Annotated in this window: 24 protein-coding genes and 1 pseudogene; all 25 read right to left on the bottom strand. The window is 42.1% G+C overall.

Annotation, left to right across the window (positions count from 1 at the left end; genetic code table 11):
• Positions 1 to 33 precede the first annotated feature (33 nt).
• Positions 34 to 1,695: a ribonuclease J gene (locus ACVRYP_RS04665; protein ID WP_447467592.1), complete on the bottom strand. Its 1,662-nt coding sequence runs from the start codon at positions 1,693 to 1,695 to the stop codon at positions 34 to 36.
• 266 nt (positions 1,696 to 1,961) lie between these two features.
• On the bottom strand, positions 1,962 to 3,308 hold the full coding sequence (gene celB / locus ACVRYP_RS04660) for a PTS cellobiose transporter subunit IIC (RefSeq protein ID WP_447467591.1): 1,347 nt from the start codon (positions 3,306 to 3,308) through the stop codon (positions 1,962 to 1,964).
• Positions 3,309 to 3,338: 30 nt separating this feature from the next.
• Positions 3,339 to 3,845 carry a hypothetical protein gene (locus tag ACVRYP_RS04655; RefSeq protein ID WP_447467590.1) on the bottom strand — a complete coding sequence of 169 codons (507 nt, stop codon included), beginning with the start codon at positions 3,843 to 3,845 and terminating at the stop codon, positions 3,339 to 3,341.
• Between the two features lie 25 nt (positions 3,846 to 3,870).
• The gene (locus ACVRYP_RS04650; protein ID WP_447467589.1) at positions 3,871 to 4,185 is read right to left on the bottom strand and encodes a PTS cellobiose transporter subunit IIA; all 315 of its coding nucleotides are present in this window, start codon (positions 4,183 to 4,185) and stop codon (positions 3,871 to 3,873) included.
• Positions 4,182 to 6,194, bottom strand: coding sequence for a BglG family transcription antiterminator (locus tag ACVRYP_RS04645; RefSeq protein WP_447467588.1), 2,013 nt, complete (start codon positions 6,192 to 6,194; stop codon positions 4,182 to 4,184). The genes ACVRYP_RS04650 and ACVRYP_RS04645 overlap by 4 nt, the downstream gene beginning before the upstream one ends.
• A 55-nt stretch (positions 6,195 to 6,249) precedes the next feature.
• Positions 6,250 to 6,564, bottom strand: coding sequence for a PTS cellobiose transporter subunit IIB (locus ACVRYP_RS04640; protein ID WP_447467587.1), 315 nt, complete (start codon positions 6,562 to 6,564; stop codon positions 6,250 to 6,252).
• A gap of 96 nt (positions 6,565 to 6,660) precedes the next feature.
• Positions 6,661 to 6,999 (bottom strand): PTS cellobiose transporter subunit IIB, encoded by a 339-nt coding sequence (locus ACVRYP_RS04635; protein ID WP_447467586.1) that lies wholly within the window; start codon positions 6,997 to 6,999, stop codon positions 6,661 to 6,663.
• A 46-nt stretch (positions 7,000 to 7,045) separates the two neighbouring features.
• The gene (locus tag ACVRYP_RS04630) at positions 7,046 to 8,476 is read right to left on the bottom strand and encodes a 6-phospho-beta-glucosidase (protein WP_447467585.1); all 1,431 of its coding nucleotides are present in this window, start codon (positions 8,474 to 8,476) and stop codon (positions 7,046 to 7,048) included.
• Between the two features lie 185 nt (positions 8,477 to 8,661).
• A complete protein-coding gene (locus tag ACVRYP_RS04625) occupies positions 8,662 to 9,420 on the bottom strand; it encodes an ABC transporter ATP-binding protein (RefSeq protein ID WP_447467584.1) in 759 nt (252 codons plus the stop codon).
• Positions 9,417 to 10,280, bottom strand: a complete 864-nt coding sequence (locus ACVRYP_RS04620) for an ABC transporter permease (RefSeq protein WP_447467583.1) — start codon at positions 10,278 to 10,280, stop codon at positions 9,417 to 9,419. Before ACVRYP_RS04620 ends, ACVRYP_RS04625 begins: the two co-directional genes overlap by 4 nt.
• 36 nt (positions 10,281 to 10,316) lie before the next feature.
• The gene (gene trpX, locus ACVRYP_RS04615; protein ID WP_447467582.1) at positions 10,317 to 11,327 is read right to left on the bottom strand and encodes a tryptophan ABC transporter substrate-binding protein; all 1,011 of its coding nucleotides are present in this window, start codon (positions 11,325 to 11,327) and stop codon (positions 10,317 to 10,319) included.
• A gap of 374 nt (positions 11,328 to 11,701) precedes the next feature.
• Positions 11,702 to 13,678: a DUF2207 family protein gene (locus ACVRYP_RS04610; RefSeq protein ID WP_447467581.1), complete on the bottom strand. Its 1,977-nt coding sequence runs from the start codon at positions 13,676 to 13,678 to the stop codon at positions 11,702 to 11,704.
• A gap of 365 nt (positions 13,679 to 14,043) precedes the next feature.
• The gene (locus ACVRYP_RS04605) at positions 14,044 to 14,460 is read right to left on the bottom strand and encodes a F0F1 ATP synthase subunit epsilon (protein WP_447467580.1); all 417 of its coding nucleotides are present in this window, start codon (positions 14,458 to 14,460) and stop codon (positions 14,044 to 14,046) included.
• A 10-nt stretch (positions 14,461 to 14,470) separates the two neighbouring features.
• A complete protein-coding gene (gene atpD / locus ACVRYP_RS04600) occupies positions 14,471 to 15,877 on the bottom strand; it encodes a F0F1 ATP synthase subunit beta (RefSeq protein WP_447467579.1) in 1,407 nt (468 codons plus the stop codon).
• Positions 15,878 to 15,896: 19 nt separating this feature from the next.
• The gene (locus tag ACVRYP_RS04595) at positions 15,897 to 16,772 is read right to left on the bottom strand and encodes a F0F1 ATP synthase subunit gamma (protein WP_447467578.1); all 876 of its coding nucleotides are present in this window, start codon (positions 16,770 to 16,772) and stop codon (positions 15,897 to 15,899) included.
• Positions 16,773 to 16,796: 24 nt separating this feature from the next.
• A complete protein-coding gene (atpA, locus tag ACVRYP_RS04590) occupies positions 16,797 to 18,302 on the bottom strand; it encodes a F0F1 ATP synthase subunit alpha (protein WP_447467577.1) in 1,506 nt (501 codons plus the stop codon).
• A 14-nt stretch (positions 18,303 to 18,316) separates the two neighbouring features.
• Positions 18,317 to 18,853, bottom strand: coding sequence for a F0F1 ATP synthase subunit delta (locus ACVRYP_RS04585; protein WP_447467576.1), 537 nt, complete (start codon positions 18,851 to 18,853; stop codon positions 18,317 to 18,319).
• Position 18,854: 1 nt separating this feature from the next.
• Complete coding sequence (gene atpF / locus ACVRYP_RS04580) at positions 18,855 to 19,355, bottom strand: F0F1 ATP synthase subunit B (RefSeq protein ID WP_447467575.1); 501 nt, start codon at positions 19,353 to 19,355, stop codon at positions 18,855 to 18,857.
• A 24-nt stretch (positions 19,356 to 19,379) separates the two neighbouring features.
• Positions 19,380 to 20,093, bottom strand: coding sequence for a F0F1 ATP synthase subunit A (gene atpB, locus ACVRYP_RS04575; protein WP_447467574.1), 714 nt, complete (start codon positions 20,091 to 20,093; stop codon positions 19,380 to 19,382).
• Between the two features lie 38 nt (positions 20,094 to 20,131).
• On the bottom strand, positions 20,132 to 20,332 hold the full coding sequence (gene atpE / locus ACVRYP_RS04570) for an ATP synthase F0 subunit C (protein ID WP_307121120.1): 201 nt from the start codon (positions 20,330 to 20,332) through the stop codon (positions 20,132 to 20,134).
• A 302-nt stretch (positions 20,333 to 20,634) separates the two neighbouring features.
• Complete coding sequence (serB, locus tag ACVRYP_RS04565; protein WP_447467608.1) at positions 20,635 to 21,327, bottom strand: phosphoserine phosphatase SerB; 693 nt, start codon at positions 21,325 to 21,327, stop codon at positions 20,635 to 20,637.
• Positions 21,328 to 21,402: 75 nt separating this feature from the next.
• Positions 21,403 to 22,221, bottom strand: a pseudogene (locus tag ACVRYP_RS04560) (YihY/virulence factor BrkB family protein); the annotation flags it as partial.
• A 9-nt stretch (positions 22,222 to 22,230) separates the two neighbouring features.
• The gene (locus ACVRYP_RS04555) at positions 22,231 to 23,091 is read right to left on the bottom strand and encodes a methionyl aminopeptidase (protein WP_447467573.1); all 861 of its coding nucleotides are present in this window, start codon (positions 23,089 to 23,091) and stop codon (positions 22,231 to 22,233) included.
• Positions 23,078 to 23,653 (bottom strand): GNAT family N-acetyltransferase, encoded by a 576-nt coding sequence (locus ACVRYP_RS04550; protein WP_447467572.1) that lies wholly within the window; start codon positions 23,651 to 23,653, stop codon positions 23,078 to 23,080. Before ACVRYP_RS04550 ends, ACVRYP_RS04555 begins: the two co-directional genes overlap by 14 nt.
• Before the next feature lie 115 nt (positions 23,654 to 23,768).
• Positions 23,769 to 25,031 carry a UDP-N-acetylglucosamine 1-carboxyvinyltransferase gene (gene murA, locus ACVRYP_RS04545; RefSeq protein WP_447467571.1) on the bottom strand — a complete coding sequence of 421 codons (1,263 nt, stop codon included), beginning with the start codon at positions 25,029 to 25,031 and terminating at the stop codon, positions 23,769 to 23,771.
• Between the last annotated feature and the right edge of the window lie 119 nt (positions 25,032 to 25,150).

Below are 25,150 nucleotides of genomic sequence, written 5' to 3'. Positions count from 1 at the left end.
TCGCCCCAGCCTCAAAAAATTACACTATTAAGTCTAACGGACTTCCATCAAAACGGGTAATACTGTTGGACGGCGTTTTGTTTGGTCAAAGAGGTATTTCCCAAGGGCATCACGAACAACGTTTTTCAAGTCCGCCCAGTCAAAATTATCTTGAGCCAGATAGGTTTCAACAGCTGTGTTGACAATGTCTGATGCCTCGCTCAGGATATCCTTGCTCTTTTTAACATAGACAAAACCACGTGTATGAACCTTTGCCTTAGCCACAATTTTTTTCTGTTTACGGTTAATGGTCATAGCGACGATAAAGATCCCTTCCTCTGACAGCAATTTACGGTCTCGAAGAACAACATTACCAACATCACCAATGGCTTGTCCATCCAAAAGAACATCTCCAGAAGCCACGGTGTCTGAATGGAGGAAATTATCTCCTTCATAGACCATGACATTACCTCGTTTCATGATGTGAATGTTTTCTGGTAAAACACCAACCTCTTGAGCTGCCTCAGCATGCGCTGCCAACTGACGGTATTCCCCCTGAATAGGAAAGAGGAATTGAGGGTTGAGTATATTAATCATCAGCTGTAAGTCACGGGAATTCCCATGTCCTGAAACTCTAAGGTTGTTGGTAATGGATTTCACTTCACCACCAGCTCGGTAGATCAAGTTTTCGACACGTGCTACTACAGCTTCTTTAGAAACTGTTGGCGTTGTCGCTACAAAGACTGTGTCACCCTCTTTAATTTGGACATAACGGTGACGACCAATTGCCATCTTTCGAAGTCCTTCAAGCGGTTCTCCGATACGACCTGTTTCTAAAATCACTAGTTCATGATCTTCAAAGCGTGGCAAATCTTTGGGTTTGATAATCAAGCGTTCATTGGAAACCTTGAGTTTCTTGAGTTTCATAGCGGTACGAACAATGTTTTCCACATCATAACCAGTCAACAGTATACGCCGACCAGTAACATCTGCTGCTTCAAAAATTTGCTGAATCCGAGCAAGATTACTTGCTACAGCCGCCACAATGACACGGCCTTCACAATCGGCCATTACATTAGTGACTTCTGAGGCAGCCTCTCGCTCACTAGCAATTTGGATATTACTATCTGCATTAGCAGAAGCACTCAATAACGCTAAGACGCCCTCTCGACCAATTTCTGCAAGACGGGCAAAGTCCGTTTGATAACCAGTTTCTGCAGCCTGATCAAACTTGAAGTCCCCAGTGTATACAATATTGCCCGTCTCAGTTTTCAACACAATACCTAAACTCTCAGGAATGGAATGTGTCGTTTTGAAAAATGAGACTTCAGAGACACCAAAGTCAATTTCCGTCTCAGGATTGATGATATGAAAATCGTTGAATTTCTTAGTAGGGTCATACCCTTTAACCACCAATTTAGCTAATTCAATGGTTAATTCCGAACCAAAGACTGGTACTTTTACCTTAGCCAAGAGGTAAGGAAGAGCGCCGATAGCATCTGCGTGCCCGTGTGTCAAAAAGACGCCCGCAACACGGGCTTTATTTTCTACCAAATAATCCATATTCGGGATGACCAAATCAACTCCGAGCTGGTCGTTTTCTGGATACTTCAATCCCGCATCTAAGACAAAGATGGTGCCTTCGATTTCAGCGACATAAAGGTTTTTCCCGTTTTCACGGACCCCTCCTAGCGCCATGATTTTAATGTTTGCCATTTCTATTTTTACTCCTTTTGCGAATCGAGAGCCACAAGCTCACGTTCGGTGATTTATTTACATACGGTCCTCGGTCGCCAAAAGGTTTGACCAAGTCGATTTACAGCCTATGCCATTTTAAATGACATTATCATTACTTATTATACCGTAATTTATGATGAATGACAAAGATGGAGATGGAGATAATCGCTTGCAAGAAAAAGAACCTTATCGGGTCTTTCGACACGACAAGGTTTTATAAACATTCGATGAGTGGCAAAATGTTTTTAAGATATAACTGTATCAGAGCCTGCTTCACTTGCCAGTTCCTGTTCTTGTTTATAAAGTTGATTATCATAATACTTAATGAATGGGAACCAAATAAGGAAGGCTGCCCCCACGCACACAAGGGCTGTAAGTGCCGCTTTAAAATCTCCTCCTGATCCAACGAAAGCACCAAGACCTGCTGGAGATGGCCACGGGGTTTGAACAATGGCTTTTGCAGCAAATCCATAATCGACTGACAAGAAAGCAATAACAGCAGAGACTATTGGGGCAAGGACAAATGGAATGGCCAGTGTTGGGTTATAAACCACTGGTAAACCAAAGATAATTGGTTCATTGATGTTAAAAATAGCAGGACCAAGTGACGCTTTTCCTAGCATTTTTAATTGTTCTGATTTCGCCAAAAAAGCAATAAATATTGTCATTCCGAGTGTGGCCCCTGAGCCACCTACTGTAACATAGGCATTAGTAAACTCACCCGCATAGGCAAAGAATTCACCATTAACGTTTTGAGCCATATTTGCTAAAAGAATTGGATTGACTAATCCCATAACGATAGTGGCACCATGAATACCAACCAACCAAAGAGCATGAACAAGGAAGTAGATGACAATGATGCCTGGAAGTGAATTGGTAATATTAGCAACAAAGGCAAACGGAATAGCAATTACTTTATAGATGTCTGTTCCCATAAAGATAAAGACACAGTTAATCAACAATACTGTGAAAGCCACTACAAAGGCAGGAATCAATGCTGTGAATGAACGAGAAACTCCTTCTGGGACAGCCTCTGGCATCTTAACAACCCAATTTTTAACTACACAAAGTTTATAAAGTTGAACAGCAAGCACTGTCATAAGGATAGCCGTAAACATCCCAGAACTAGCCAGACGTGCTAAACTATCTCCTCCGACAGTCCAGCCATTAATGGTAGACTCTCCAGTAACCAACTCCATTTGACCATTTGACCATATTAATTCTGGAATTGTCATAAAGAAGGCAAATACGGAGAGTAGACCCCCATTTGTAGGCGTAATATTTACCCCTTCTTCTTCTTGATAAATTTTAGTATACTCATAACCCATGACAAAGGCAAAATAGAGTGAGAAAATTCCCATAGAACACTTGTATGCCAATAAAGTCAGAGCGGCGAATTTATCAAAAGTTGCCGCCCAAACACCTGCCAAAATGGGAAAGGCTTGTGGAATTACCCCGAGAACGAGGAAGGCTGACCCGACAATTGTCAATGGAATAGATGCCATACCTGCAGCAACAATTGCTCGAACAGGTCTATACGAAGAAATCTTCGTCATAGGACCCATAAGGTACTTTTCTAAAAACTGAAACATGATTTTCCTCCTTATTTGTGTTTCATTGTTTTACAATTTAATAGATGCTAAATAGTGCTTAACTCTTTTATATTGCTTATCTTTTTTGAGATTTATTTTTTTAAGTTTTACAAGTACTAATGATGAAAGTAACAGACCAATGAGTTGGATTGAAATAACAGTGATTGTCCCTGCTAAAGACATCTTAATGAAAGGAAAAAGCGACTGATGCTGCTGAAATATGACTAGGATGATGATTACTAAGTTGATAACCATACTTGTCCAATGAAAATATTTGGTATAGCGCGCTTTCTTTTGCTCCTTGGTATACATTGTATACTGTTCCCACATAGCTCGAATTGCAAAAACAAGAAGCAAGCAAGGAATCAACATCATAGTGGGAGAATCCATCAGATAGAGGATGGCCGCCCAATTTAGATTAATAACTAAAAAGAATACTGTCACATATCTAATCATAAAATAACGATTATAATACATTGTTTTAATCGCAGCATCCTGTTTCCTTTTCTCCAAGACTTTTTTTTCATGTTCTTGCATCGTCAGTCCTCCTTCCTTAATACTTTTAATTGACTTTTCTATATAACTCTAACATCTCAAGAGCAACTTCCCTCAAGGTCATGGTTGTCATCAGGTGATCCTGAGCATGAACCATGATGATTTCTATTTTAATTTCGGTCCCACCTGCATATTCTTGCAGAAGATGGGTCTGTGCCTGATGGGCTAGCAAAAGCTCCTCATTGGCATCTTCTAATTTTTGGGCAGCGTCCTCATAACGCCCTTCTCTCATTGCAGCAAAGGCTTCATGGACAACGGTCCGAGCATTGCCGCTATTTAAAATAATTTCAAAGGCAGCAACCTGTACATCTTCAGGGTTCATCTCTCTCCTCCTAATTCTTCTACAAATAATCGTTTAAATGTCTCAAAATCTTGAGATTGGCTGATTTTTTCGATCAAATCAGGCTGGTCTACAAGATCGACAATGACATTGGTAATTGTTTTTAGTCCGTCATTGCTCCCTATGCTGAGGGAGGGTAGAAAGACTAGTTTGATGCCATCTGCTTCATCCTCCCAACGCAGTCCTGACGGAATGAGAGCAACTGCGATTTTTAAGGTTTCTGATACTGGCTTGATGGGGTGCGGCACAGCGATTGTTTCGCTAAAGAGAATCGAACTGAGCCGTTCCCGCTGAGTCATCAATTCCAGCATCCGTTCCTTATAAGGGGATTGTTCATGACGACTGAGACTATCTACCAGTTCTTCTAAAATCTGATCCTTTGATGGAATCGATGTGTCATAGCTGATAAAATAGTCGGCTGAAAACATCTGATCAAAGAGTTGGCTTATATCTTGATGATTAACGTCTGCTTTTTGCTTGTTCTGGTGACAAACTTGATCTAATTGCTCAATTTTTTGACGAATATCAGCCAGTTCGTCCTCTTTTAAAAAGACTGATGTTGTGTAAACAGGGACACTAAAAATCAGATTGGAAAGATCGATAGACGAAATGATAAAATCGATACCCTTGAGCTTCTCATCGGTAATCTCGTAGTAGCCAATCACATCGCTAATGGTCACATACTGTCTCAGTTCATTCTCAATTCGACTGCGAAGCATTTGAGCTGAACCGTAGCCGGTGGCACAGATGACCAGAACATTGAATTTGAATTGTTCCTTGTACCGTTCCTGAGCCGCCATAAAGTGAAGAGCTACATAGGCAATCTCATCATCTGACAAGACAAAATCTTGAAAGGATGGCATGATCTCTAGGGTTTCCTTAGCTAGTTCAAAAGCCTGAGGGTAGTTGGTTTTGATGTCCTCTAGCAGAGGATTTTCAAGAACAATCCCGTTGCTGCTCCGCAGGTAGAGCGTTGTTAAATGCGTTAGAAGACCTTCTAACAATTGAAAATCCTGCTGGAGGCCCGCAAAGTGCTGATCACCAATCCCTTCTAAGGCCTGATTCAGTTCCTGACGGATTCGAGAGACATCGTCTAGATCATGCGAACTGCCATTTTCTATCTTTCCTTTGGAAATGAGGTGGAGGGCAATATAGGCAACTTCCTCCTCAGGAAAATGAAGTTTTGTCGCCAGACTGATACGATCCATGATTTTCCTAGCCACTTCAAATTCTTTTACATATTGATCGCCGATGGCCTCATCAATAGCCGAAATTTGAAAGCCTTCCGCTAAGCGGCGAATGGCAAGGGCAAGGTGGACCACTAAGTTTTGAATGACAAAATCAGATAGTTTGAGTTTTGCCTCTCGGCACTCGTCTAGGACAATAACCGTCAGGGCTTCAAAGTTGATTTTTCCGTAAACCAGCTCTTCGTCCACATACTGGTAAAGAGTCTGGAAAAACCCACTGCTAAAGAAATAATCCATGATAAAACGGCGAATTTGCTGTTCTTCCCCTTCGACATAGACCCCTTTATTCGCTCTGCTTTCAATCTTGAGGTGATAGGGCGCTAAGTCTTTTCTGATCTTTTTAAAATCACTGGAAAGGGTTGAACGGCTGACAAATAGCTCCTCGGCCAAATCATCAAAGAAAAGTTTCTTCTGCTCCAGCAATAGTTTATTTAGAATATAACTATGCCGATCGTTGATGTCAGTCGTTTCAAGGGAACTAAAGGCGACTTCTGCCTGGCCAAATTCTTTGGTCAATTGTTTAAAGGTTTCTTCATCTTGAACCCTCAATTGATAGCCTTGACCTTGTTTAGAAACTAATTCGACACCAGCAACATCTGCCAATTCCTGAGAGATATTGCGAATATAGGTTCGAATGGTTCGATCCGAACAAGACAAAAGTTCACCTAGTTCCATGCTGGTCGTATAATCTTCCCTATGTTTCAGCAAATGCTGAACAAGTGTTTTTTCCTTGTTTGTGAGCATATCACTGCCTCCACCTTAATCAGTCAGATTTACCATACCATACATAAGAAAAAAACTAAAGGCTCTCCAGAATAAGATTTGCCATCTTCTCGATACCCATCGGAATTGGAATATAGGCTTGTGGCGGAATTTGGGCAATCTTACGGCCTGATCGTTCCGCTGCTTCGGAAAATTGTTTAAAGTACATTTTGGTCTGTGGGCTGATTAGATAAAGATCAAAATCTCCCTTATCAATAGCCTTGCCCCCCTCGTTAGCATTGATCGCATCCACTTCAATGTCATGTCCTTTAGACTTGAGAAACTCAGTGGTTTTCTTAGCCATTAAAGACGAAGACATGCCCGCTGCACAAATAATTAATGCTTTTGCCATAATAATAGCTCCTTTTTTATTGATAATTTCAGTATACGTTAAAACGCTTACATTGTGAAGAGAGCTTTTTTCCGCATCAATGCGGAAATCTTAGTATCAATCTAATTGATTTGCGGAAAAGTGGGCTAGAATTAAGTCTGCCATAGCCATAATTCCCTTTGGAATGGGAACATAGGCGGGGGCTGGAACTTGTAAGACTGACTTTTTGGCCTGCTCTGCAAGTTTCTCTATGGTTTCAAAATACATCCTGACCTGAGGACTGACCAGATAGAGGTCATAGGCAGCTGTTTTTTTGAGTTCTTCCTTGCCATAACCTATGCCCCGAGCCACAACTTCTATCGTCTGCCCCTTCTCCTGTAAATAAGCCGTCACCTTTTTAGCCATTAAGGAAGATGACATCCCGCCAGCACACATGAGTAACACTTGCTTAACCACAATTTTCCTCCTCGGTAAAATCAATGTGACCTATCACACAGAAGTCCTAGATTTCTTCGCCATTTGTCGCAATGACCTTTTGATACCAAGCAAAGGATTTCTTAGGTGTCCGTTCGTAAGTTCCCTTACCTTCATCATCTTTGTCAACGTAGATGAAACCATAGCGCTTGCGCATTTCTCCTGTACCTGCAGACACCAAATCAATACAGCCCCAAGGGGTGTAGCCCATCAAATCAACACCATCTTCAACGACCGCTTTTTTCATTTCCTTAATATGGGCACTGAGGTAGTCAATACGGTAATCATCATGGACCATCCCATCTGCTTCGACTTGGTCAATGGCACCAAATCCATTTTCGACAATAAAGAGTGGAAGATGATACATGTCTGTAAACCAGTTTAGCGCATATCTCAGACCTTCAGGATCAATTTGCCAATCCCACTCAGAAGCCTCTACGTATTCATTTTTGACAAGGTCTTCTGTCTCCAAATAATCATAATGTGGGTTATCACGATGGTAAGAGATCGCAAAGGACATATAATAACTGAATCCAATATAATCAACTGTACCTTCTAATAGATCTTGCTTATCTCGGTCAGTTATGTCAATCGTAAAACCTTTACGCTCCCAGTATTTGTAGATATGTTCTGGGTAGAATCCATGAACATGAACATCCGTAAAGTAATAGCGTTTTTGCATAGCCTTTTGGGCCAATAAAATATCTTTCGGATTGCAGGTTGCGGGATAAATCGGACACATAGCAATCATACAGCCAATTTGAAAGTCAGGATTGATGACTTTCCCGATTTTTACGGCTTGGGCAGAAGCTACTAACTCATAGTGAGCGGCTTGATACATGATTTCTTCACGATTTTCACCTTCTTGGTAAACAATTCCAGAATTGGTAAATGGTGCAAAATCTTCTTGGTAGTTAGCCTGGTTATTGATTTCGTTGAAGGTCATCCAGTACTTGACCTTGTCTTTGTAGCGTTTAAAGCAGGTTTCCGCAAAACGAACAAAAAACGCAATGGTCTTACGGTTACGAAAGCCACCGTATTCTGTCACCAGATGATAAGGAAGCTCAAAGTGAGACAGGGTTACGACGGGCTCAATCCCATATTTCAAGCACTCATCAAAAAGGTCATCGTAAAATTGAAGCCCTTCTTCATTAGGTTCTAACTCATCGCCTTTAGGGAAGATACGGGTCCAAGCGATCGATGTACGGAAACATTTGAAACCCATTTCTGCAAACAAAGCAATGTCTTCCTTGTAACGATGGTAAAAATCAATGGCTTCATGGTTAGGGTAGTATTTCCCTTCAAGAACGCCAGCTGTGATTTCGCGCGGAACGCCGTGACGGCCGGATGTCATGACGTCCGCAACGCTAATGCCTTTACCGCCCTCTTGCCAGCCACCTTCTAGTTGATGGGCAGCAACTGCACCACCCCAAAGAAATCCATCTTTAAATGTTGCCATATGGCACCTCCTAGTATTTATTACCTCTAGTATACGCCACTGAAAACGGTATCAAAATAGAGACTTTTTCCACAGTGATGCGGAAAGAATAAGAGAGACACTTTCTAAGCATCTCCCTTTAAAATTCTTTTTTCTAAAGCCATTATATGGTTAGCACCTCAAACTAGCTGGAGGCTGAAATTTGTCTACTCAAAAAACTGGTAGTAATCTGCTAGCGACATGGTCGCTTTTTGGGCTGTATTCAAATCCTTGACAATTTGCCCATCCTTCATCACGATAAGTCGATTCCCATACTGGAGAGCGTCCTCCATGCGGTGGGTGATCATCAGGGCTGTTAATTGTTCTTCTTTGACAAATTGGTCTGTTAGAGCCATTAGCGACTGGCTCGTTTTAGGATCAAGGGCTGCTGTGTGTTCATCTAGAAGAAGCAATTCTGGTTGTTTGAGTGTCGTCATTAAGAGACTTAGCGCTTGACGTTGACCACCTGAGAGGAGTCCTGTCGGTGTCTCCAAATGTTTTTCCAAACCGTTTCCAGTTTTAGCTAGCAAGTCTAGAAAATGGTCACTATGGCTGGCTAATTTCCGAGAAATGAGGCCTCGCTTTTCCCCTCGGTATTTGGCAATAAGGAGGTTCTCTCCCACTGTCATCCGAGGAGCTGTTCCCATCTTAGGGTCTTGAAAGACGCGAGCTAAGTACTTGGCTCGCTTTTCAGCCGGCCAATGGGTCACATTTTCTCCGAGAATACGGACTTGCCCACTGCTGAGCGGCAAGGTTCCTGCAATGGTGTTAAAAAGAGTTGATTTGCCTGCACCATTTCCCCCAAGAATCGTTATAAAGTCTCGTTCATAAATGGTCAAATTAACATGATTTAGAATAACTTTTTCTTCATTAAAGCCATTATTAACCACCTTGGTGGCATCGATCAGTTCTACTACTGCTGTCATCTGCTCACCTTCACTCCCTTAAAGAATTTAGCTTTTAGCTCTGGAACCATCAAGCAAACCGCTAAAATCATAGCTGAATAGATGCGCAAATAGCTGGTATTAAAGCCTAGACTAATGACTGCCAATATCAAGAATTGATAAGCAATGGCACCGATAGCAATGGTTATTAAACGCTCTAACATGGTCAAATTTGAAAACATGACTTCACCTATAATCAAACTAGCCAGACCGATAACGATAACCCCAATTCCTCGAGAGACATCTGCATAGCCTTCCTGTTGAGCAATAAGAGCTCCTGCCAAGGCGACGATACCATTGGAGAGAACCAATCCCATCAGTTCCATCTTATCCGTATTGATGCCAAAGGAGCGTGCCATATCTCTGTTATCACCAGTAGCGATATAAGCCTGTCCCAACCGCGTATCCAAGAAAGCAATCATTAAACCAATGACCAAGGCGACTACGATAAGACCTAACACCAATTGGTTTATCTCGTTAGAAAATGGCAAATAATCTTGGGCAACCGTTTGATTCAGAAGCCCCAGATTAGCCCGCTTCATGACCATGAGAATCACAGAATGACAAGATGTCATGACCAGAATACCGGATAGGAGGGTAGGGATTTTCCCCTTGGTATAGAGAAGTCCTGACACGAAACCTGCTAAGCACCCAGCTAAAATAGCCACAAGGGTCGCTGCAAAAGGATTAATCCCCTTGGTAATTAACGTGACTGCCACTGCTCCTCCCAAAGGAAAGGAGCCTTCAGTCGTCATGTCTGGGAAATTTAAAATCCGAAAGGTCATAAAGATTCCAAGACCTAGTACGGTCCAGAGGAGTCCCTGAGAAATAGTTGAAATCATGTGTTTACTTTCTATATGTCTATCACTAACTGTAAATTAGTCAATCACTGTTGCTGCCTTTTCCAACAAGCTATCTGGAATGGTCAAACCGAGTTCTTCAGCAACTTTTTTATTGACAACAATGGTTCCTTCGCTGAAAATTTCAACTGGAGTCGTAGCTGGATCTGCGCCGTCTAAGATGGCTGCAGCCATTTTACCAGTAGCCACCCCCAGATCGTATTGGCTAAGAGTCACTGAAGCAATACCACCTTGTTCCACCATGGCCTCAACACTGGTGTAAACAGGTTTTTTCGCTTCTTTTGCGGCAGAGACAACGGTTGGAAAAGCTGACGCTATCGTGTTATCAGTTGGAGTCCATACAGCATCTACTTTAGGTAACATGGCATTAACAGTTGCTGCAATTTCATTGGTTGATGGTACTGCATAAGGTACTACTGTATAACCTGCTTTCTCGGCTGCTTCCGTAAAGGCTTCAACCTGTGAAAGAGAGTTATCTTCACTGCTTGAGTAGAGGGCACCGATTGTTTTCACATCAGGAGAAATCTCTTGGATCAACTCAACCGTATCTGCAACAGGTGTCGCATCTGAAACCCCTGTGATATTGCCACCAGGGTTCTTCAAGTCTGATACCAAGTTGGCGCCAACAGGATCTGTCACAGCTCCCATGATGACTGGAATGTCTTTCGTTGCATTGGCAAGACCTTGAGCCGCTGGGGTCGCAATCCCGATCAATGCTGCGTTTTTATCGGCAACTAATTTTTCACTCATTTTTTGAATCTGATTCTGATCTGCCTCAGCATTCATAAAATTAATTGTTAAATTACTATCTTTGTCATAGCCACCTTCAGCAAGCCCAGCTTCAATCCCTTGATAAATCTCATCCAAAGATTCATGGGTTACAAATTGCAAAACACCGATGGACACTGTTTCAGACTTTTCTGATGCAGTTTGCTCACCGTCTTGTCCAGTTAGTCCTGTTATACCTAGATAACCAATAACCAATACCGCTAAAGCAGCTAAAACTGCTACTAATTTTTTACTTTTCATGTAAAGTCTCCTTTTTATTCTAAGTTTCAATACTTTTCTTTAGGAAAAGAAAAAGCCCTCACTCTCCCTTGGGAAAGTGAGGGCGATAGGAATCGCGGTGCCACCTCAATTGATGGAAATGTCTAGAATAATCCATCATCTCGTACTTGTCAACCAACAAGCTGCACGGTAAGGGGTGCCCCCCGAATTCCTATGTATTAGAATTCATTAGTGATATCAGCCCAATTTTCATAAAGAGATGCTACTTGTTCACAATACCCACAAGCTCCCTGAAAACACCTTTAAATTACTTTTCTGATATCGTTATTATAGGCAAGATTTTTCCCTTTGTCAATAGTTTTGGCAAAATTATTTTTAGGGATGTTAGATTCTCCTTAGAAGGAGCCTCCGCCACCTCCGCCGCCTCCGCCAGAGAAACCACCTGATGAAAAGCCACCACCGCTACTACCAGATGAAACACTAAAGTTGCTGGCTTCTTTTGCAGTCTTGATATCCTGGTTAAAGGAACCTGTTCGGGAACTCAAAAATGGGGAATACCCACGGTAAACATAGGCATTAAGCGACGGATTTTCCAGTTGAATGTCGTGCATTTTTAGAACACGGCTGACTTCCTTAGCGTATCCAAAAAGGGTCGCATAGACTAAAATCCTATTCCATAAAACAACCGCTTCGACTTCTGTTTTATCGAATTTTCCAATATCACGAAGCATATTTTTAAAGGATTCCCAAAGATGATACTGCTCTAATCCTTCCTCTGTTAAAATGCCATGACGAGCCAAGTCACTCTTGCTGGCATAAATGAAGACAATACTGCCAAGAAGCACCACCAAAACAAGCAATAAAGTCCAGCTTTGCGTTGAAAATTGAAGGAGCAAATAGAGATAAAAGAGCAAACCTGTAACTGCAACAAGAAGAGAAGCTAAACCTATACTTTTCCATTTTCTTTTCTCTGATTGGTCTAAGTCGCGATAATAGGCTGGTAGTCTTAGCTGGCTATGGTCGTCTTCAACCGCCTGTCTCAACTCTTTAAATGCTTTGTTATATCGCTGTATAAGGCTCTCACCACTTCGACGAATAGCCGTTTGTTGACTTTTAGTTCTTGCCTTCAGCACATGATTCTCAGCTGAAAAATCAGAAAACAACTGATCCATCTCTAAAGTCATGTGACCAGCAAAGGCCATATCAAGAAAGATAGCTTCTGACTCAGTAAGTCCTTTATCGGTTAGCTGAGTCAGCACAGGTTGCTTAGATTTTTCTTCAATGGCTAGATTTCCCCTATCAATCAGATCCAGAATAGTCGCCTGAGCAACATGGTCAAAATCAATGAGAGTCGTACCCCCTTTAGCAGGGTTTATCTTATCAAAATCGATATTGTAAATGCTTCTAGCTACTTGCATGGGATTCAAATCACTTGGGCTTTCGTATAGCCTTCCATTTTTTAGCATCTTGGTCCGCAAATCAATATGCCCTTTAAAGTAATACCAGCGTAGACCATCAAAAAGGATAACAACGCCTGATACTAGAGGGAAGATAAAATAGGTTATCCGTTCTACCCATTGGGAATATTTCTGGATATTAGCTTCGGTTGCTTGATAATGAGACAGTTGGTTTTGAGGTAATATTTGGTCTTTGGAAACAGCAGATAAAATATCACTGTTCCAATAGCCATGCAATTCTAGATTTTTGCCTCGCTCTAAATAATCCAGTTTGAGGACATAATCAGATCCTTTTTTATCAATCTTAGCGGCTTCTCTAAGATAGCCTGTGTGAACCGCAAGTTGGCTCTCTTGATACTCTGGTGCTGTGACTTGAATGTCAACATTATACAGGGCAACATCCCAGTCACTAATTGGAACCCAATTGAGCTCGGCAATATCCTGATAAGGAAAAAGGATGTTTTGAAGAGGCCAGTCCACTTCAATCCGGACTTTGTCCCCCTCTGCTACGGGATTATATATTTTTAGTCGGTATCCATCCCCCATATTTTCAGTCTCAACCCTACCCGAATGGCTTAATTCTCCTGGATGGCTGGAGCTAACTAGAATATCATTGCGATAAACCCTGTACTGAATGTCATCTGACTGAATTTTAAATCCTTGAGGCATATTCCCTGCTGTACCAAGGCTCACATACTGACCATTGAAGGAATCATTGTACTGGTAAGACAGAATTTGTCTAAAAATGGCGCTATTGTCCTCATGAATAGTCAAATGCCCCTTATACTGTGTGATCCCATAGGCACCTATCGCTTGCCTCCTGCTGGATTGCGCTAGGATACCAATAGCAGCACTAAGGATGGCAATAATAGCAACGACTATTAAAACAAATCTTTTTCTTTTCTGAGCTGGCATTGAAACACCTCTTCCTTTCACACATAATAGTGATACAAGTCCTCTGTTTAGGACACATTGTAGATGAGTCCCAAACTCATTCTAGACTTATGATATAATCCTTACCCATAGTATATCATTTTTTTAGAGGACTCTTTCATTTTTTCTAAAAAAGGAACTGGATGAGGTCACAAAACGGTTACGATTGTTAATCCCGTCGACAATCCCATTAACTGTTGTTGTTTTGATGTGATAACTTTCCACTGTATCCCATCAGTTTCTACTCTAATGCTTATTACTGACTGGCAACGTTACTATTCTCCACATTTAACAGAGCCAAAAAAGAAGCAGGACACTCGTCCTACTTTCCTTTTTAATTATTTCTATTAGTGCTTGCTGACATGGATACGGTTGATCGCCCGTTGCATGGCTACTCGAGCGCGCCTAGCCTGGTCAATAGAATGCGTTTCCTCTGCTTCTTGAAGTTCTTGTTCAGCCAGTATTTTAGCACGCTCTGCTCGACTGACATCAATATCTCTATCCCGTTCTGCAGCATCTGAAACAATAGTAATGATATCATTTGAGATTTCCATGACTCCACCATTGACCGCAATCCAATCCACATGATTGACATCATCAATGCGACGGACCTTAATTTCTGCGATATCCAATGGAGCAATAAGATTGGAATGACCTGGGCATATTCCCATCTCACCGACAGTTGTCTTGCATTGAACATAGGCTGCATGGTGATCATATTTAATCCCATCAGGCGTTACAATTTGGACAGTCATCTGCTTCATAAATCACCTCTTAAAGTTGCATTTGTCTGGCTTTTTTGATGGCATCATCTATCGTTCCAACATTACGGAAAGCATCTTCTGGCAAACCGTCATGTTTCCCTTCAAGGATCTCCTTAAAGCCCCGAACGGTTTCCTTGACAGGAACATAAGACCCTGGAATACCTGTAAACTGCTCAGCGACATTGAAGTTTTGAGAAAGGAAGAATTGAACCCGACGTGCTCGAGCAACCAAGGTTTTTTCTTCTTCGGAGAGTTCATCCATCCCTAGAATGGCAATGATGTCTTGAAGCTCATGGTAGCGCTGCAAGATATGCTGAACCTCTGTTGCTACCTCATAATGCTCTTCACCGACAACTTCAGGAGCAAGGGCACGTGAGCTGGACGCTAGAGGATCAACCGCAGGGTAAATCCCTAACTGAGTCAGCTTACGTTCCAAATTGGTCGTTGAATCCAAGTGGGCAAAGGCTGTTGCTGGAGCCGGATCTGTGTAGTCATCAGCAGGGACATAGATAGCCTGAATGGATGTTACAGAGCCCTTGTTGGTCGAGGTAATCCGCTCTTGCAATTGCCCCATTTCTGTTGCTAAGGTTGGTTGATAGCCAACAGCCGAAGGCATACGTCCCATGAGGGCAGATACTTCAGACCCTGCTTGTGTGAAACGGAAAATATTGTCAATAAAGAGAAGGACATCCTGTCCTTCGACATCACGGAAATATTCTGCCAAGGTCAGTCCTGTTAAGGCAACACGCATACGTGCTCCTGGCGGTTCATTCATCTGTCCAAAGACCATGGCGGTTTTTTCAATAACGCCTGACTCTTTCATTTCCCAATAAAGGTCATTTCCTTCACGAGTCCGCTCACCAACACCCGTAAAGACTGAGATCCCACCGTGTTCTTGGGCAATGTTATGAATCAATTCTTGGATAAGAACCGTTTTTCCAACTCCAGCTCCTCCGAAGAGACCAACTTTCCCCCCTTTAAGGTACGGAGCTAAGAGGTCAATGACCTTAATACCTGTTTCTAAAATTTCAGTTGACGTTGATAATTGGTCAAAGGTCGGTGCTTTTTTATGGATTGGCTCACGCTTAGCATCTTCTGCCATCTCAGGTTCCAAATCAATGGTATCCCCAAGGACATTGAAAACACGTCCCAAGGTCTCTTTTCCAACAGGAACTGAAATAGGACGCCCCGTATCCATAACCTCTAGTCCTCTGGTCAGCCCTTCTGTCGCTGTCATAGCAATGGTTCTTACAATGCCATCACCTAGTTCAATCGCTACTTCTAGGACAACTTTTTGTTTCGAGCCATCATTCTTGTAAACCACTAGGGCATTATTAATTTCAGGGATTTTGGCGTCTGGCTCAAAACGGACATCCACGACCGGTCCAATGACCTGCGTAATTTTTCCTGAACTCATTTTCTTCCTCTTTTCAAACTTATGAAATAGCGTTGGCACCACCAACAATTTCGGTAATCTCTTGTGTAATTCCTGCTTGACGAGCACGATTATATTGGATGGTTAAGTCCGATATAATTTGCATGGCATTGTCAGTTGCTGCCTGCATAGCTGTCATACTCGCTGCACTCTCCGCCGTCTTGGCATCTATAATCGCCCCATAGATCATCGATTCCGCATATTGGGGCAAGAGTTGTTCCAAAATAGCATCTCTATCAGGTTCAAAATCAAAGGTTTTCGTATAGCCATCTGCTTCATTAGGATCCAGATGAGAGATCGGAAGCATCTGTTCCACCCGAACCTGACTGGTCAAACTATTAATATGGTGCGTATAACAGACATAAAGAGCATCAAACAGCTCGTTTTGATACATTCCCAATGCCTTTGAAATAATCTGACGGACATCTTCAAAACTAGGATGATCTGACAGACCTCGCATTTCAAAGATGGGTGTAATCCCACGAGCTTTTAAGAAATCAGCTCCAATCCCACCTAGACATAAGACCACGTACTCATCTTCAGAATCATGGTCCTGATCAATCATGTCCATAATAGATCTTAGAATCGTCGAATTATAGGAACCAACCAACCCCTTATCAGAAGTAATCACAAGATAAGCTGTTTTTTTGATATCCCGCTCAATGAGCATGGGATTGGTCGATCCTTTAACCAATTCTGCCTGCATCAAGTCCGTCGTAATCTGACGAATTTTTTGGGTATAGATTTGAAAGGATTTAGCGTGGGACTCAGATCGGGCTAAACGAGAGACAGCCACCATGTGCATGGCTCCTGTGATATGACTGGTTTTTTTTGTTGATGCAATTCGCGTCTTGATTTCATTGAGAGAATTCCCCATGGCTAATCCTCCTTTCTTACTGAATTATTTATAAGACCCTTCTTCTTTGAAGGTTCGAATAGCCGCGTCTAATAGCGCCTCTTCTGGCAAATCTTTGGTCTCTCTAATATGGGCGAGGAGGTCTTGATGTCGCAGGTCAAAATAGTCATACAAGGAGCGTTCAAACTCAGGAATGTCCTGAACAGGAACCGTGTCTAAAAAGCCGTGTGTTAAACAGTAGAGAATCAAGACCTGTTTTTCGACAGGAATGGGAGCATGCAAGGGCTGTTTCAAGACCTCGATGGTCCGACGTCCGCGGTTAAGTTTGGCTTGGGTTGCAGCATCTAGATCTGAGCCAAATTGTGTAAAGGCTTCTAACTCTCTGTATGAGGCTAAATCAATCCGCAAGGTTCCCGCTACTTTTTTCATCGCCTTGATTTGGGCTGAACCCCCGACACGAGAGACAGAGGAGCCCGCATCGACTGCTGGTCGAATGCCTGAGTGAAAGAGATTGTCTTTAAGGAAAATCTGTCCATCTGTAATGGAAATCACATTCGTAGCGATATAGGCAGAGATGTCTCCAGCCTGAGTTTCGATGAACGGTAAAGCTGTAATAGAACCGCCGCCCAAGTCATCAGATACTTTAGCAGACCGCTCAAGAAGACGGCTATGAAGATAGAAAACATCTCCAGGATAGGCTTCACGACCTGGTGGGCGACGCAGTAAAAGTGATAATTCCCGATAGGCGACCGCTTGTTTGGATAAATCATCGTAGACGATTAACACATGCTTGCCCTGATACATAAATTCTTCCGCCATGGCAACTCCTGCATAAGGAGCAAGGAAAAGCAAGGGAGATGGTTGAGAAGCTGAAGCAGTCACGACAATGGTGTAATCAAGAGCACCATATCGCCGTAGCGTTTCCACCTGTGTTCGAACGGTTGATTCCTTTTGACCGATAGCCACGTAAATACATATCATGTCCTGGTCTTTTTGGTTCAAAATGGCATCAATGGCAATAGATGTTTTTCCTGTCTGACGGTCCCCAATAATGAGTTCCCGTTGCCCACGACCGATTGGCACTAAGGCATCGATTGCCTTAATACCTGTTTGAAGAGGTTCCTTAACCGATTTACGGTCCATTACTCCTGGAGCTGGAGCCTCAATGGGACGTGTCTTTTGGTATTTGATGGCACCAAGCCCATCGACCGGCTGACCAAGAGGATTAACAACCCGGCCAATCAGTCCTTCCCCAACAGGGACTTCCATGATTTTCCCAGTTCTAGAGACGACATCTCCTTCACGAATGCCCGAAAAATCACCCAGAATGATAATCCCGACATCTTGGGTTTCTAAGTTTTGAGCCATTCCAAAGGACCCATTGCTAAAGTGAAGCAATTCTCCACTCATGGCATTATCAAGGCCCTGTGCTCTTGCGATACCATCACCAACATAGGTCACGACGCCCGTTTCGGTGACATTAAAACTTGGTGTATATTGATCCAGTTGTTGCTTAATGAGAGCAGAAATTTCTTGTGTGTTAATAGACAAAACGACACCACTTCCTATTTCATCTGATTTTGGACATTTTGTAACTGATGACGAACACTTGCGTCAATAATTTTATGGTTGACTTCAATGATAAAGCTCCCTATAATTCCTGGGTTAATCTCTTCTATCACTTGTCGAACCTTTAAGCCCAGGAGTTTTTCGGCTTTAGCAATCATCTGTAATTTTTGACTCGAGGTTAATGGCACAACAGTAGTTACTCTCATGTCATATTGGCCCATCGCTGTTTGCGAATGATGAATCACTTCTGCCAAACTTGCATATAAAATGTCGTATTCTGAATTTAAAATAATTTGGTCAAAAAATGTAGCTAAAATCGGCGAAATCTCCTGCTGAAATAAATGCAGGATATTGGCCTTATCTTTTTCTGGGATGGTATTGTTAGCGAAAAACTTCTCTAAGTTTTGTTGGTCAAAAACGCTTAAAACCTCTTCAATCTCCTTGAATAAGTCAGACAGATTGCCTTCAGATCTCGCTTGACGAACCAACCGTTGGGAGTATGTTATGGCTAACTCATATTTATTCGTTTCCATCTTATTCTCCTAATTTTGCCAGATAGCGATCAATGAGGTCACTTTGTCCCTCAGGGTCCAGTTCTTTCATCAGGATTTGTTGGGCTAAGTCGAGCGACATGGCTGAAACCTCATCGCGCATTGAAGCCATGGCTTCTGCGCGGTTACGTTCAATATCACGTTCAGCTTTTGCTTTCATGTCATCAACCTGTTTTTCAGCGTCAGCAACCATGCGTTTTTTCATGGATTCACCGGTTTGCTTGGCTTCCAATAATATGCTATCCGCTACTTTACGAACTTCTGCTAACGCTTCTTGGCGTTGGTTGACTAAATCTGTTGCCTCAGCGTTAGCCTTTTCAGCCCGATCGATTTCACTTGAGATATGACTGGCACGTTTTTCAAAGATACCTGTTATTTTAGACCAAGCAAAAAGACGTAACAAGATAAAGAGCAAAATAAAGGCGCCTGTTACAATAATAAAATGACCTAGCATAGAGCTTAATGCAGATGCTGCAATAATCATAATTTCAATTCCCTTTCAATAAGCTTATTCACCATGGTGTTTGATTTTCTTACCTAAATACATAGACGCCAAGAGAACAAAAACGTAAGCTTGGAGGCACGAAATAAAGACCGAAAACGCAATCCATAACAAACTGAGGACAAAACTAAGCGGTCCTGTGAAAACATTAACTTTTGACATTTGGATAATCAAATCAATGACCACTTCACCCGCATAGATATTCCCGAATAACCGTAATCCCAAAGACAAAAAATTGGTGAATTCTTCTAAGACATTAAAAAAGGTCATAGCTGGTGGGGTAATAAATTCTTTGAAATAGCCCTTCACCCCATTGATTTTGAGGGACTGATAATTATTAAAAAGGGTAATCATCAAGGACAAGCCTAGGGCATAGTACATATTGGCTGTCGGTGACATCCAGTAGCTCAGTTCATGATGTCCTTCAATTTTGGCAACCAAACCTAGATTGTTAGCAACAATAAGAAAGGTAAACAAGGTAAAGTAAAAAAGCGAGTACTTTCTTGCCAATGTCTGTCCCAAATTTGGAGCAGTCACACCAATGACAAAATCATAAACCCACTCTAGGACATTTTGCTTGCCCTTAGGTTTTAGTTGCATGTCACGACTAGCCCAGAGCACCAATAAAAAAACCAGTAAAACCGTTAATAGCGTCATGGCTAAGATTGTTAAATCAAAGGTAATTGGACCAACTGTTAGTTGGGGAGTATGGGATTCCACTGTAGACCTCCTTCTCGTTTAAATAAGACTTGATGAACTTACTTAAGAACAAAGGCCATGGCCAAAGTGATAAAGTAGGATCCTTCAATAAAGGCGACCCCGACAAAGAGTGTTGTAAATAATTTGTCGTACATCTCAGGCTGACGTGCCGCTGCTGTAAAGAATCGACTCACCATGGTACCAACACCGATACCGACACCAAGTGTTGCTATACCAAGTGCGAGAATTCCTAAGTTCATGATGTTTTCCTCCAATATGTTGAATTAAAAATGTAGTTTCCTTCATTAGTGTAGTCCTATTTTTTTTCAATGTCAACCAAAAGCAGAAACGAAAACGCTTTACTTTTGATTCATTAATATTCTGAATATTGCTGACACTAAACGGGGCTATAGCCCAGGGCTGTATGGGCTCAGGCACATATAAGAAACTATCGGACTTGTTTTTTTAAAAAAAGATTGTTGTCTCCATATGATTCTGGGTCACTTGTGAGACAACAATCTTTTATGTAAGTTACAGCTACTGATACCTTCGCCAGATGAGCTTAATCATCTTCTAAAGTTTTAGCCTTGACCTCTTCTAATATCGGAATGACTTGATAAAGGTCATAATCATTAATCTGGTAGGGTGCTAAAGCTCTGACAATAGGTTTCGCATTAAACGCAATGCCAATCCCTGCTGTTTCAATCATTGGAAGGTCGTTGGCTCCATCTCCCATAGCGATTGTATCAGATAAGTCTAAACCATTTTCATCCGCCCAGGCCCTTAACATAGCTACTTTAGTGGCTTTGGTGACAATTTCTCCTTCTGTCCGACCTGTTAACACACCTTCACGGACTTCTAAACGATTGGCTTTGACATAATCAATTCCTAGTTCTTTAGCGATTGGGTCGACATTCTCATGAAAACCACCTGAAACAAGACCAATTTTATAGCCTCTGGAATGCAATTCATCAACCAACTCTTTAGCCCCTTTTGTCAGAGTAATTTGATTGACCACCAGGTCAAAGATTGTTTCAGGTAGGCCTTTTAGAAGGGCTACACGCTCTTCTAAAGCTTCTTCAAAATCAAGTTTTCCTTGCATAGCCAGCTCTGTAATCGCAGCAACCTGACTACCTACACCTGCCAGTTCTCCAAGAATATCAATAGCTTCTTCCCGAATCAGAGTGCTATCCACATCCATAACTAGAAGTCCCTTAACACCTCTTACCTTATTCTCACGTTTTCGTCTGAACATAAGCCACTTTTCCTTTACTCCTACGATTGTACCCCTTCTTGGTGTAAAATTGGGCTCATCCAATTTTTGGAAGGAGGCGTTTAAGATGGCACCAATAATTAAGACCTGTGCAATCAGGATAAACCAAACCATGACCAAGAGCAAGACAACGTAGGAAACCAGTTGAAAGTTTTCAAACTTGTTCATGTATTGGCTAAGATAGAAGGACACGAGATTAGTAGTTGCAGTTAATACCGTGATCACAAAAATCGTTCCAGGGATGACATATCGCTTTTTCTTAATGCGAACATTGGGTAAAATGTAGTACAAAAGAAAGATGACAAAGATAAAGCCACCATAGATGACCGGCTGTGTCCATGACAGGACGGTCTGGAAGAATTCCAAATCAATATCAATGAAACGGTGAATGAAATTAATAATCGTTTCACCAAACACCCCAACGGACAGGACTAAGAAGATCGTCACTTGTAGGATAAGACCAATTAAGATACCTACCAATCGGCCAACAATCATATCCCTGTGCTGCTCAGCACCATATGCTTTATTGAAAGCCTTTTGCAAAATAATCATAGATTGTGAAAAGGTCCATAAGGCGGTCGCTATAGAAATTCCCAACCAACCAGAGGATGGATTGGTTAAAATGCTCTCTACGATACCGCTGACATTTTCAAAGACTTCTGCTGGCAGGGTTGTTTTTAGAAATCCTAGAACATCTGCCACATTGATTTGCAAAAATGGTAAGGCTGAACTCATCATAAAGAGGATTGGAAAAACAGCCACCAAAAAATAATAAGCTACCGCAATACTGGACAAATCAATGTCGGACCCCTGATAGAGTTTTATAAAATACTGCACAAAAGGGTGGTTAACAACTTTCTGAACGAATGCTTTCATACTTTATACCTAGTAAGTTCCTTCTTCGCCTTGACTGGTTAAAATAACAGGACCATCTTTTGTAATCACGAATTGATGTTCGTATTGACAGGAAAGGCCGCCATCAAGGGTCTTGTGAGCCCATCCTGTCTCCATATCTGTGTCAATTTCCCAAGTTCCCGTATTGATCATCGGCTCAATCGTGAGGACCATCCCCTCTCTAAGGCGCAACCCTCGGCCAGCTTTACCATAATGGGGAACCATAGGTTCTTCGTGCATGGTCGGCCCAACACCGTGACCAACCAAATCACGGACAACCCCGTAACCGTTTTTTTCGGCATGTTCTTGAATGGCGGCCCCGATATCCCCGATACGATTTCCCACAACAGCCTTTTCAATTCCAAGGTAGAGGCATTCTTTGGTAACATCCATCAGCTGCTTGACATCATCTGAGACCTGCCCTACCGCATAAGCCCAACAAGAATCCGCCAAGCCACCACTATAGGACTGGGTATGTTTTTTCATCACTGCTACGTTATTAAAATCGAGTTTAGCAACATCAAGAATGGACTTATCTAGAGGTTCTGAAAGAACCATATCAACCTTAAGAAGATCCCCTTTTTTCAAGGTATAATGCCTTGGAAAGGCGTGGGCCACCTCATCATTGAGACCACAACAGGTCGCATAAGGATAATCCATGACATGCCCATCCACTCCAATCTGTAGGGGCAAGACATTCTCCTCTTTACAGCGGCGACGGACATATTCTTCTACTTCCCACATGTCTAATCCTGGCTTGATAAGATCACGCAGGCCGATGTGGATACTGGCCAAAAAATCACCAGCTCTATCCATAGCTTCAATTTCTCGTGCCGATTTAATTGTTATCATACTTATCTCCTCTTTTTCCATTAATCCAAGTCCTATTGTCAAGACAGTAATCCTTAAAGGCCCTCATCTTATGAGAATAGCGATCGCTCCCTTTATACTCCTTCACCAAGCGAAATCCCAGTTTTTGGGCCAAGGACTGACTGGCTCTATTTTCAGCGTGCGTTTTGATGATCAGTTGACCGAGACCCAGCTGTGTAAAGGATAAAAAAACAATACTTTCAAGGGACTCTGCTCCATATCCTTTTCTCCAAAAGTCTCGATGCAAGAAATAGCCAATTTCAGCTTTTTTTTGGCGCCCTTGAATATTTTCCAAGCGAATAGAGCCAATCATCCGCTTTGTTTCTTTCTCTTCAATCGCCCAGATACCTAAAGGCTGACGCATGAAGCCTTCTACTAGTAATTGCTGACAGAGCTCCTTGCTTTCGATTGGCGGGTGAAGAAAGGTCGTGTTCTCTTTGTTAGACATGATAGCATATAAGTCAGCCTTATCTTGGTAACAAAAAGGTCTTAAAATCAAGCGTTCTGTCTCAAATTGGGCCCACTCAGCTAATTTTTCCCACATCTTTTTCTCCTAAAAAACACACCCAGCCTTTCAGCCGAGTGTGTTTCCTCAGATGTTAGACCTTTAAAACGACAAGACAGGTATTTTAGTTTCCCTAACGTTTAAAGTCTTTCCATCAGTTTTCTTCTATCAACTGAATATTGGCACCCAAGGCACTTAATTTTCCAATAATATTAGAGTAACCACGGAGAATAAACTCAACATTGGAGATCACCGTCTCACCAGTTGCCATCAATCCTGCGATAACTAGAGCAGCTCCAGCCCGTAGATCCGTTGCCTTAACCTCTGCTCCTTCTAAGGGATTGCCACCCTGATAAACAATACGGTTCCCCTTGACCTCTATATCAGCTGACATGCGTGCCAACTCTGCTACATGACCCACACGCTTTTCGTAAATGGTATCTTTAATCGTCGCTTGACCTTGTGTTTTGAGCAACAAAGGAGTTAGAGGTTGTTGCAAATCTGTTGCAAAACCTGGATAAGGTGACGTCTGAATCGTAACTGCCTTTAAGTTTTCCTGAGGCTCTACATAAATACTATCTTCAGAAATGGTCATGCGAACACCCATTTCTTCTAATTTTGCAATAAAAGATTCCAAGTGTTCATAAAGAACATTGTTGATTTGAATGCCTTGCCCAACAGCTGCCGCCAAAGCAATATAGGTTCCAGCTTCGATACGGTCCGGAATGACTTGATGTCTGGTACCAGATAGTTTCTCAACACCTTCAATCGTTATGACATCCGTTCCTGCGCCACGAATATGTGCTCCCATATTGTTGAGCAATGTCGCTACATCAATGATTTCTGGTTCACGAGCAGCATTCTCTATAACAGTCTTACCTTTAGCCTTAACAGCAGCCAAGATGGTATTAATCGTTGCTCCAACAGAGACGGTATCCATATAGATGGTTGCCCCGTGCAATTGTCCTTCAATCGCTTTAAGGGTCATTGCTTCCCCTTCATAGCGTATTTCAGCTCCCATGGCTTCGAAAGCCTTTAGATGGAGATCGATCGGACGAGGCCCCAAATCACATCCTCCAGGTAAGCCAACCGTAGCTATCCCAAATCGTCCCAATAAAGAGCCATAAAAATAATAAGAGGCACGCAGACTATTAATTTTACCATAAGGCATAGGCATTGATTTGAGACCACTTGGGTCAATGGTTAAGGTCTCGCCATCTATGGTGACCTTAACACCCATAATGTCTAAAATACTAATTAAACTATCAACATCAGAGATGTTAGGAACACCGTCTAGAGTCACAATTCCATCCGCCAAAATAGCAGCCGGAATAAGCGCAACAACTGAATTTTTAGCTCCTGAAATGGTTATCTCACCACTTAAGGGACGGTTTCCATTTATCTTGATTTTCTTCATACGAACAATTCACTTTCACTTCTATCTTAAAAATAACAGCAATTTTAATTATACCATAATTTTAAAATATATCCACCGACGGTCTCCAAAAGGACTTTTGTCAACTACTTTTAACATCC

The organism is Streptococcus rifensis (genome assembly GCF_053203525.1).
This window is presented reverse-complemented; position numbering and strand designations above follow the sequence as displayed.

Excerpts from the sequence above, each read along its gene's own strand:
- ACVRYP_RS04555 (WP_447467573.1), bottom strand. The coding sequence starts at position 23,091 with ATGATAACAATTAAATCGGCACGAGAAATTGAAGCTATGGATAGAGCT.
- ACVRYP_RS04645 (WP_447467588.1), bottom strand. The coding sequence starts at position 6,194 with ATGCTCACAAACAAGGAAAAAACACTTGTTCAGCATTTGCTGAAACAT.
- ACVRYP_RS04585 (WP_447467576.1), bottom strand. The coding sequence starts at position 18,853 with ATGGAAACGAATAAATATGAGTTAGCCATAACATACTCCCAACGGTTG.
- ACVRYP_RS04605 (WP_447467580.1), bottom strand. The coding sequence starts at position 14,460 with ATGAAGCAGATGACTGTCCAAATTGTAACGCCTGATGGGATTAAATAT.
- atpF (WP_447467575.1), bottom strand. The coding sequence starts at position 19,355 with ATGATTATTGCAGCATCTGCATTAAGCTCTATGCTAGGTCATTTTATT.
- atpE (WP_307121120.1), bottom strand. The coding sequence starts at position 20,332 with ATGAACTTAGGAATTCTCGCACTTGGTATAGCAACACTTGGTGTCGGT.
- celB (WP_447467591.1), bottom strand. The coding sequence starts at position 3,308 with ATGTTTCAGTTTTTAGAAAAGTACCTTATGGGTCCTATGACGAAGATT.
- ACVRYP_RS04630 (WP_447467585.1), bottom strand. The coding sequence starts at position 8,476 with ATGGCAACATTTAAAGATGGATTTCTTTGGGGTGGTGCAGTTGCTGCC.
- ACVRYP_RS04550 (WP_447467572.1), bottom strand. The coding sequence starts at position 23,653 with ATGTGGGAAAAATTAGCTGAGTGGGCCCAATTTGAGACAGAACGCTTG.
- ACVRYP_RS04620 (WP_447467583.1), bottom strand. The coding sequence starts at position 10,280 with ATGATTTCAACTATTTCTCAGGGACTCCTCTGGACCGTACTAGGTCTT.
- ACVRYP_RS04665 (WP_447467592.1), bottom strand. The coding sequence starts at position 1,695 with ATGGCAAACATTAAAATCATGGCGCTAGGAGGGGTCCGTGAAAACGGG.
- ACVRYP_RS04625 (WP_447467584.1), bottom strand. The coding sequence starts at position 9,420 with ATGACAGCAGTAGTAGAACTGATCGATGCCACCAAGGTGGTTAATAAT.
- trpX (WP_447467582.1), bottom strand. The coding sequence starts at position 11,327 with ATGAAAAGTAAAAAATTAGTAGCAGTTTTAGCTGCTTTAGCGGTATTG.
- murA (WP_447467571.1), bottom strand. The coding sequence starts at position 25,031 with ATGAAGAAAATCAAGATAAATGGAAACCGTCCCTTAAGTGGTGAGATA.
- atpD (WP_447467579.1), bottom strand. The coding sequence starts at position 15,877 with ATGAGTTCAGGAAAAATTACGCAGGTCATTGGACCGGTCGTGGATGTC.
- ACVRYP_RS04610 (WP_447467581.1), bottom strand. The coding sequence starts at position 13,678 with ATGCCAGCTCAGAAAAGAAAAAGATTTGTTTTAATAGTCGTTGCTATT.
- serB (WP_447467608.1), bottom strand. The coding sequence starts at position 21,327 with ATGTTCAGACGAAAACGTGAGAATAAGGTAAGAGGTGTTAAGGGACTT.
- ACVRYP_RS04640 (WP_447467587.1), bottom strand. The coding sequence starts at position 6,564 with ATGGCAAAAGCATTAATTATTTGTGCAGCGGGCATGTCTTCGTCTTTA.
- ACVRYP_RS04650 (WP_447467589.1), bottom strand. The coding sequence starts at position 4,185 with ATGAACCCTGAAGATGTACAGGTTGCTGCCTTTGAAATTATTTTAAAT.
- ACVRYP_RS04595 (WP_447467578.1), bottom strand. The coding sequence starts at position 16,772 with ATGGGGAATTCTCTCAATGAAATCAAGACGCGAATTGCATCAACAAAA.
- ACVRYP_RS04655 (WP_447467590.1), bottom strand. The coding sequence starts at position 3,845 with ATGCAAGAACATGAAAAAAAAGTCTTGGAGAAAAGGAAACAGGATGCT.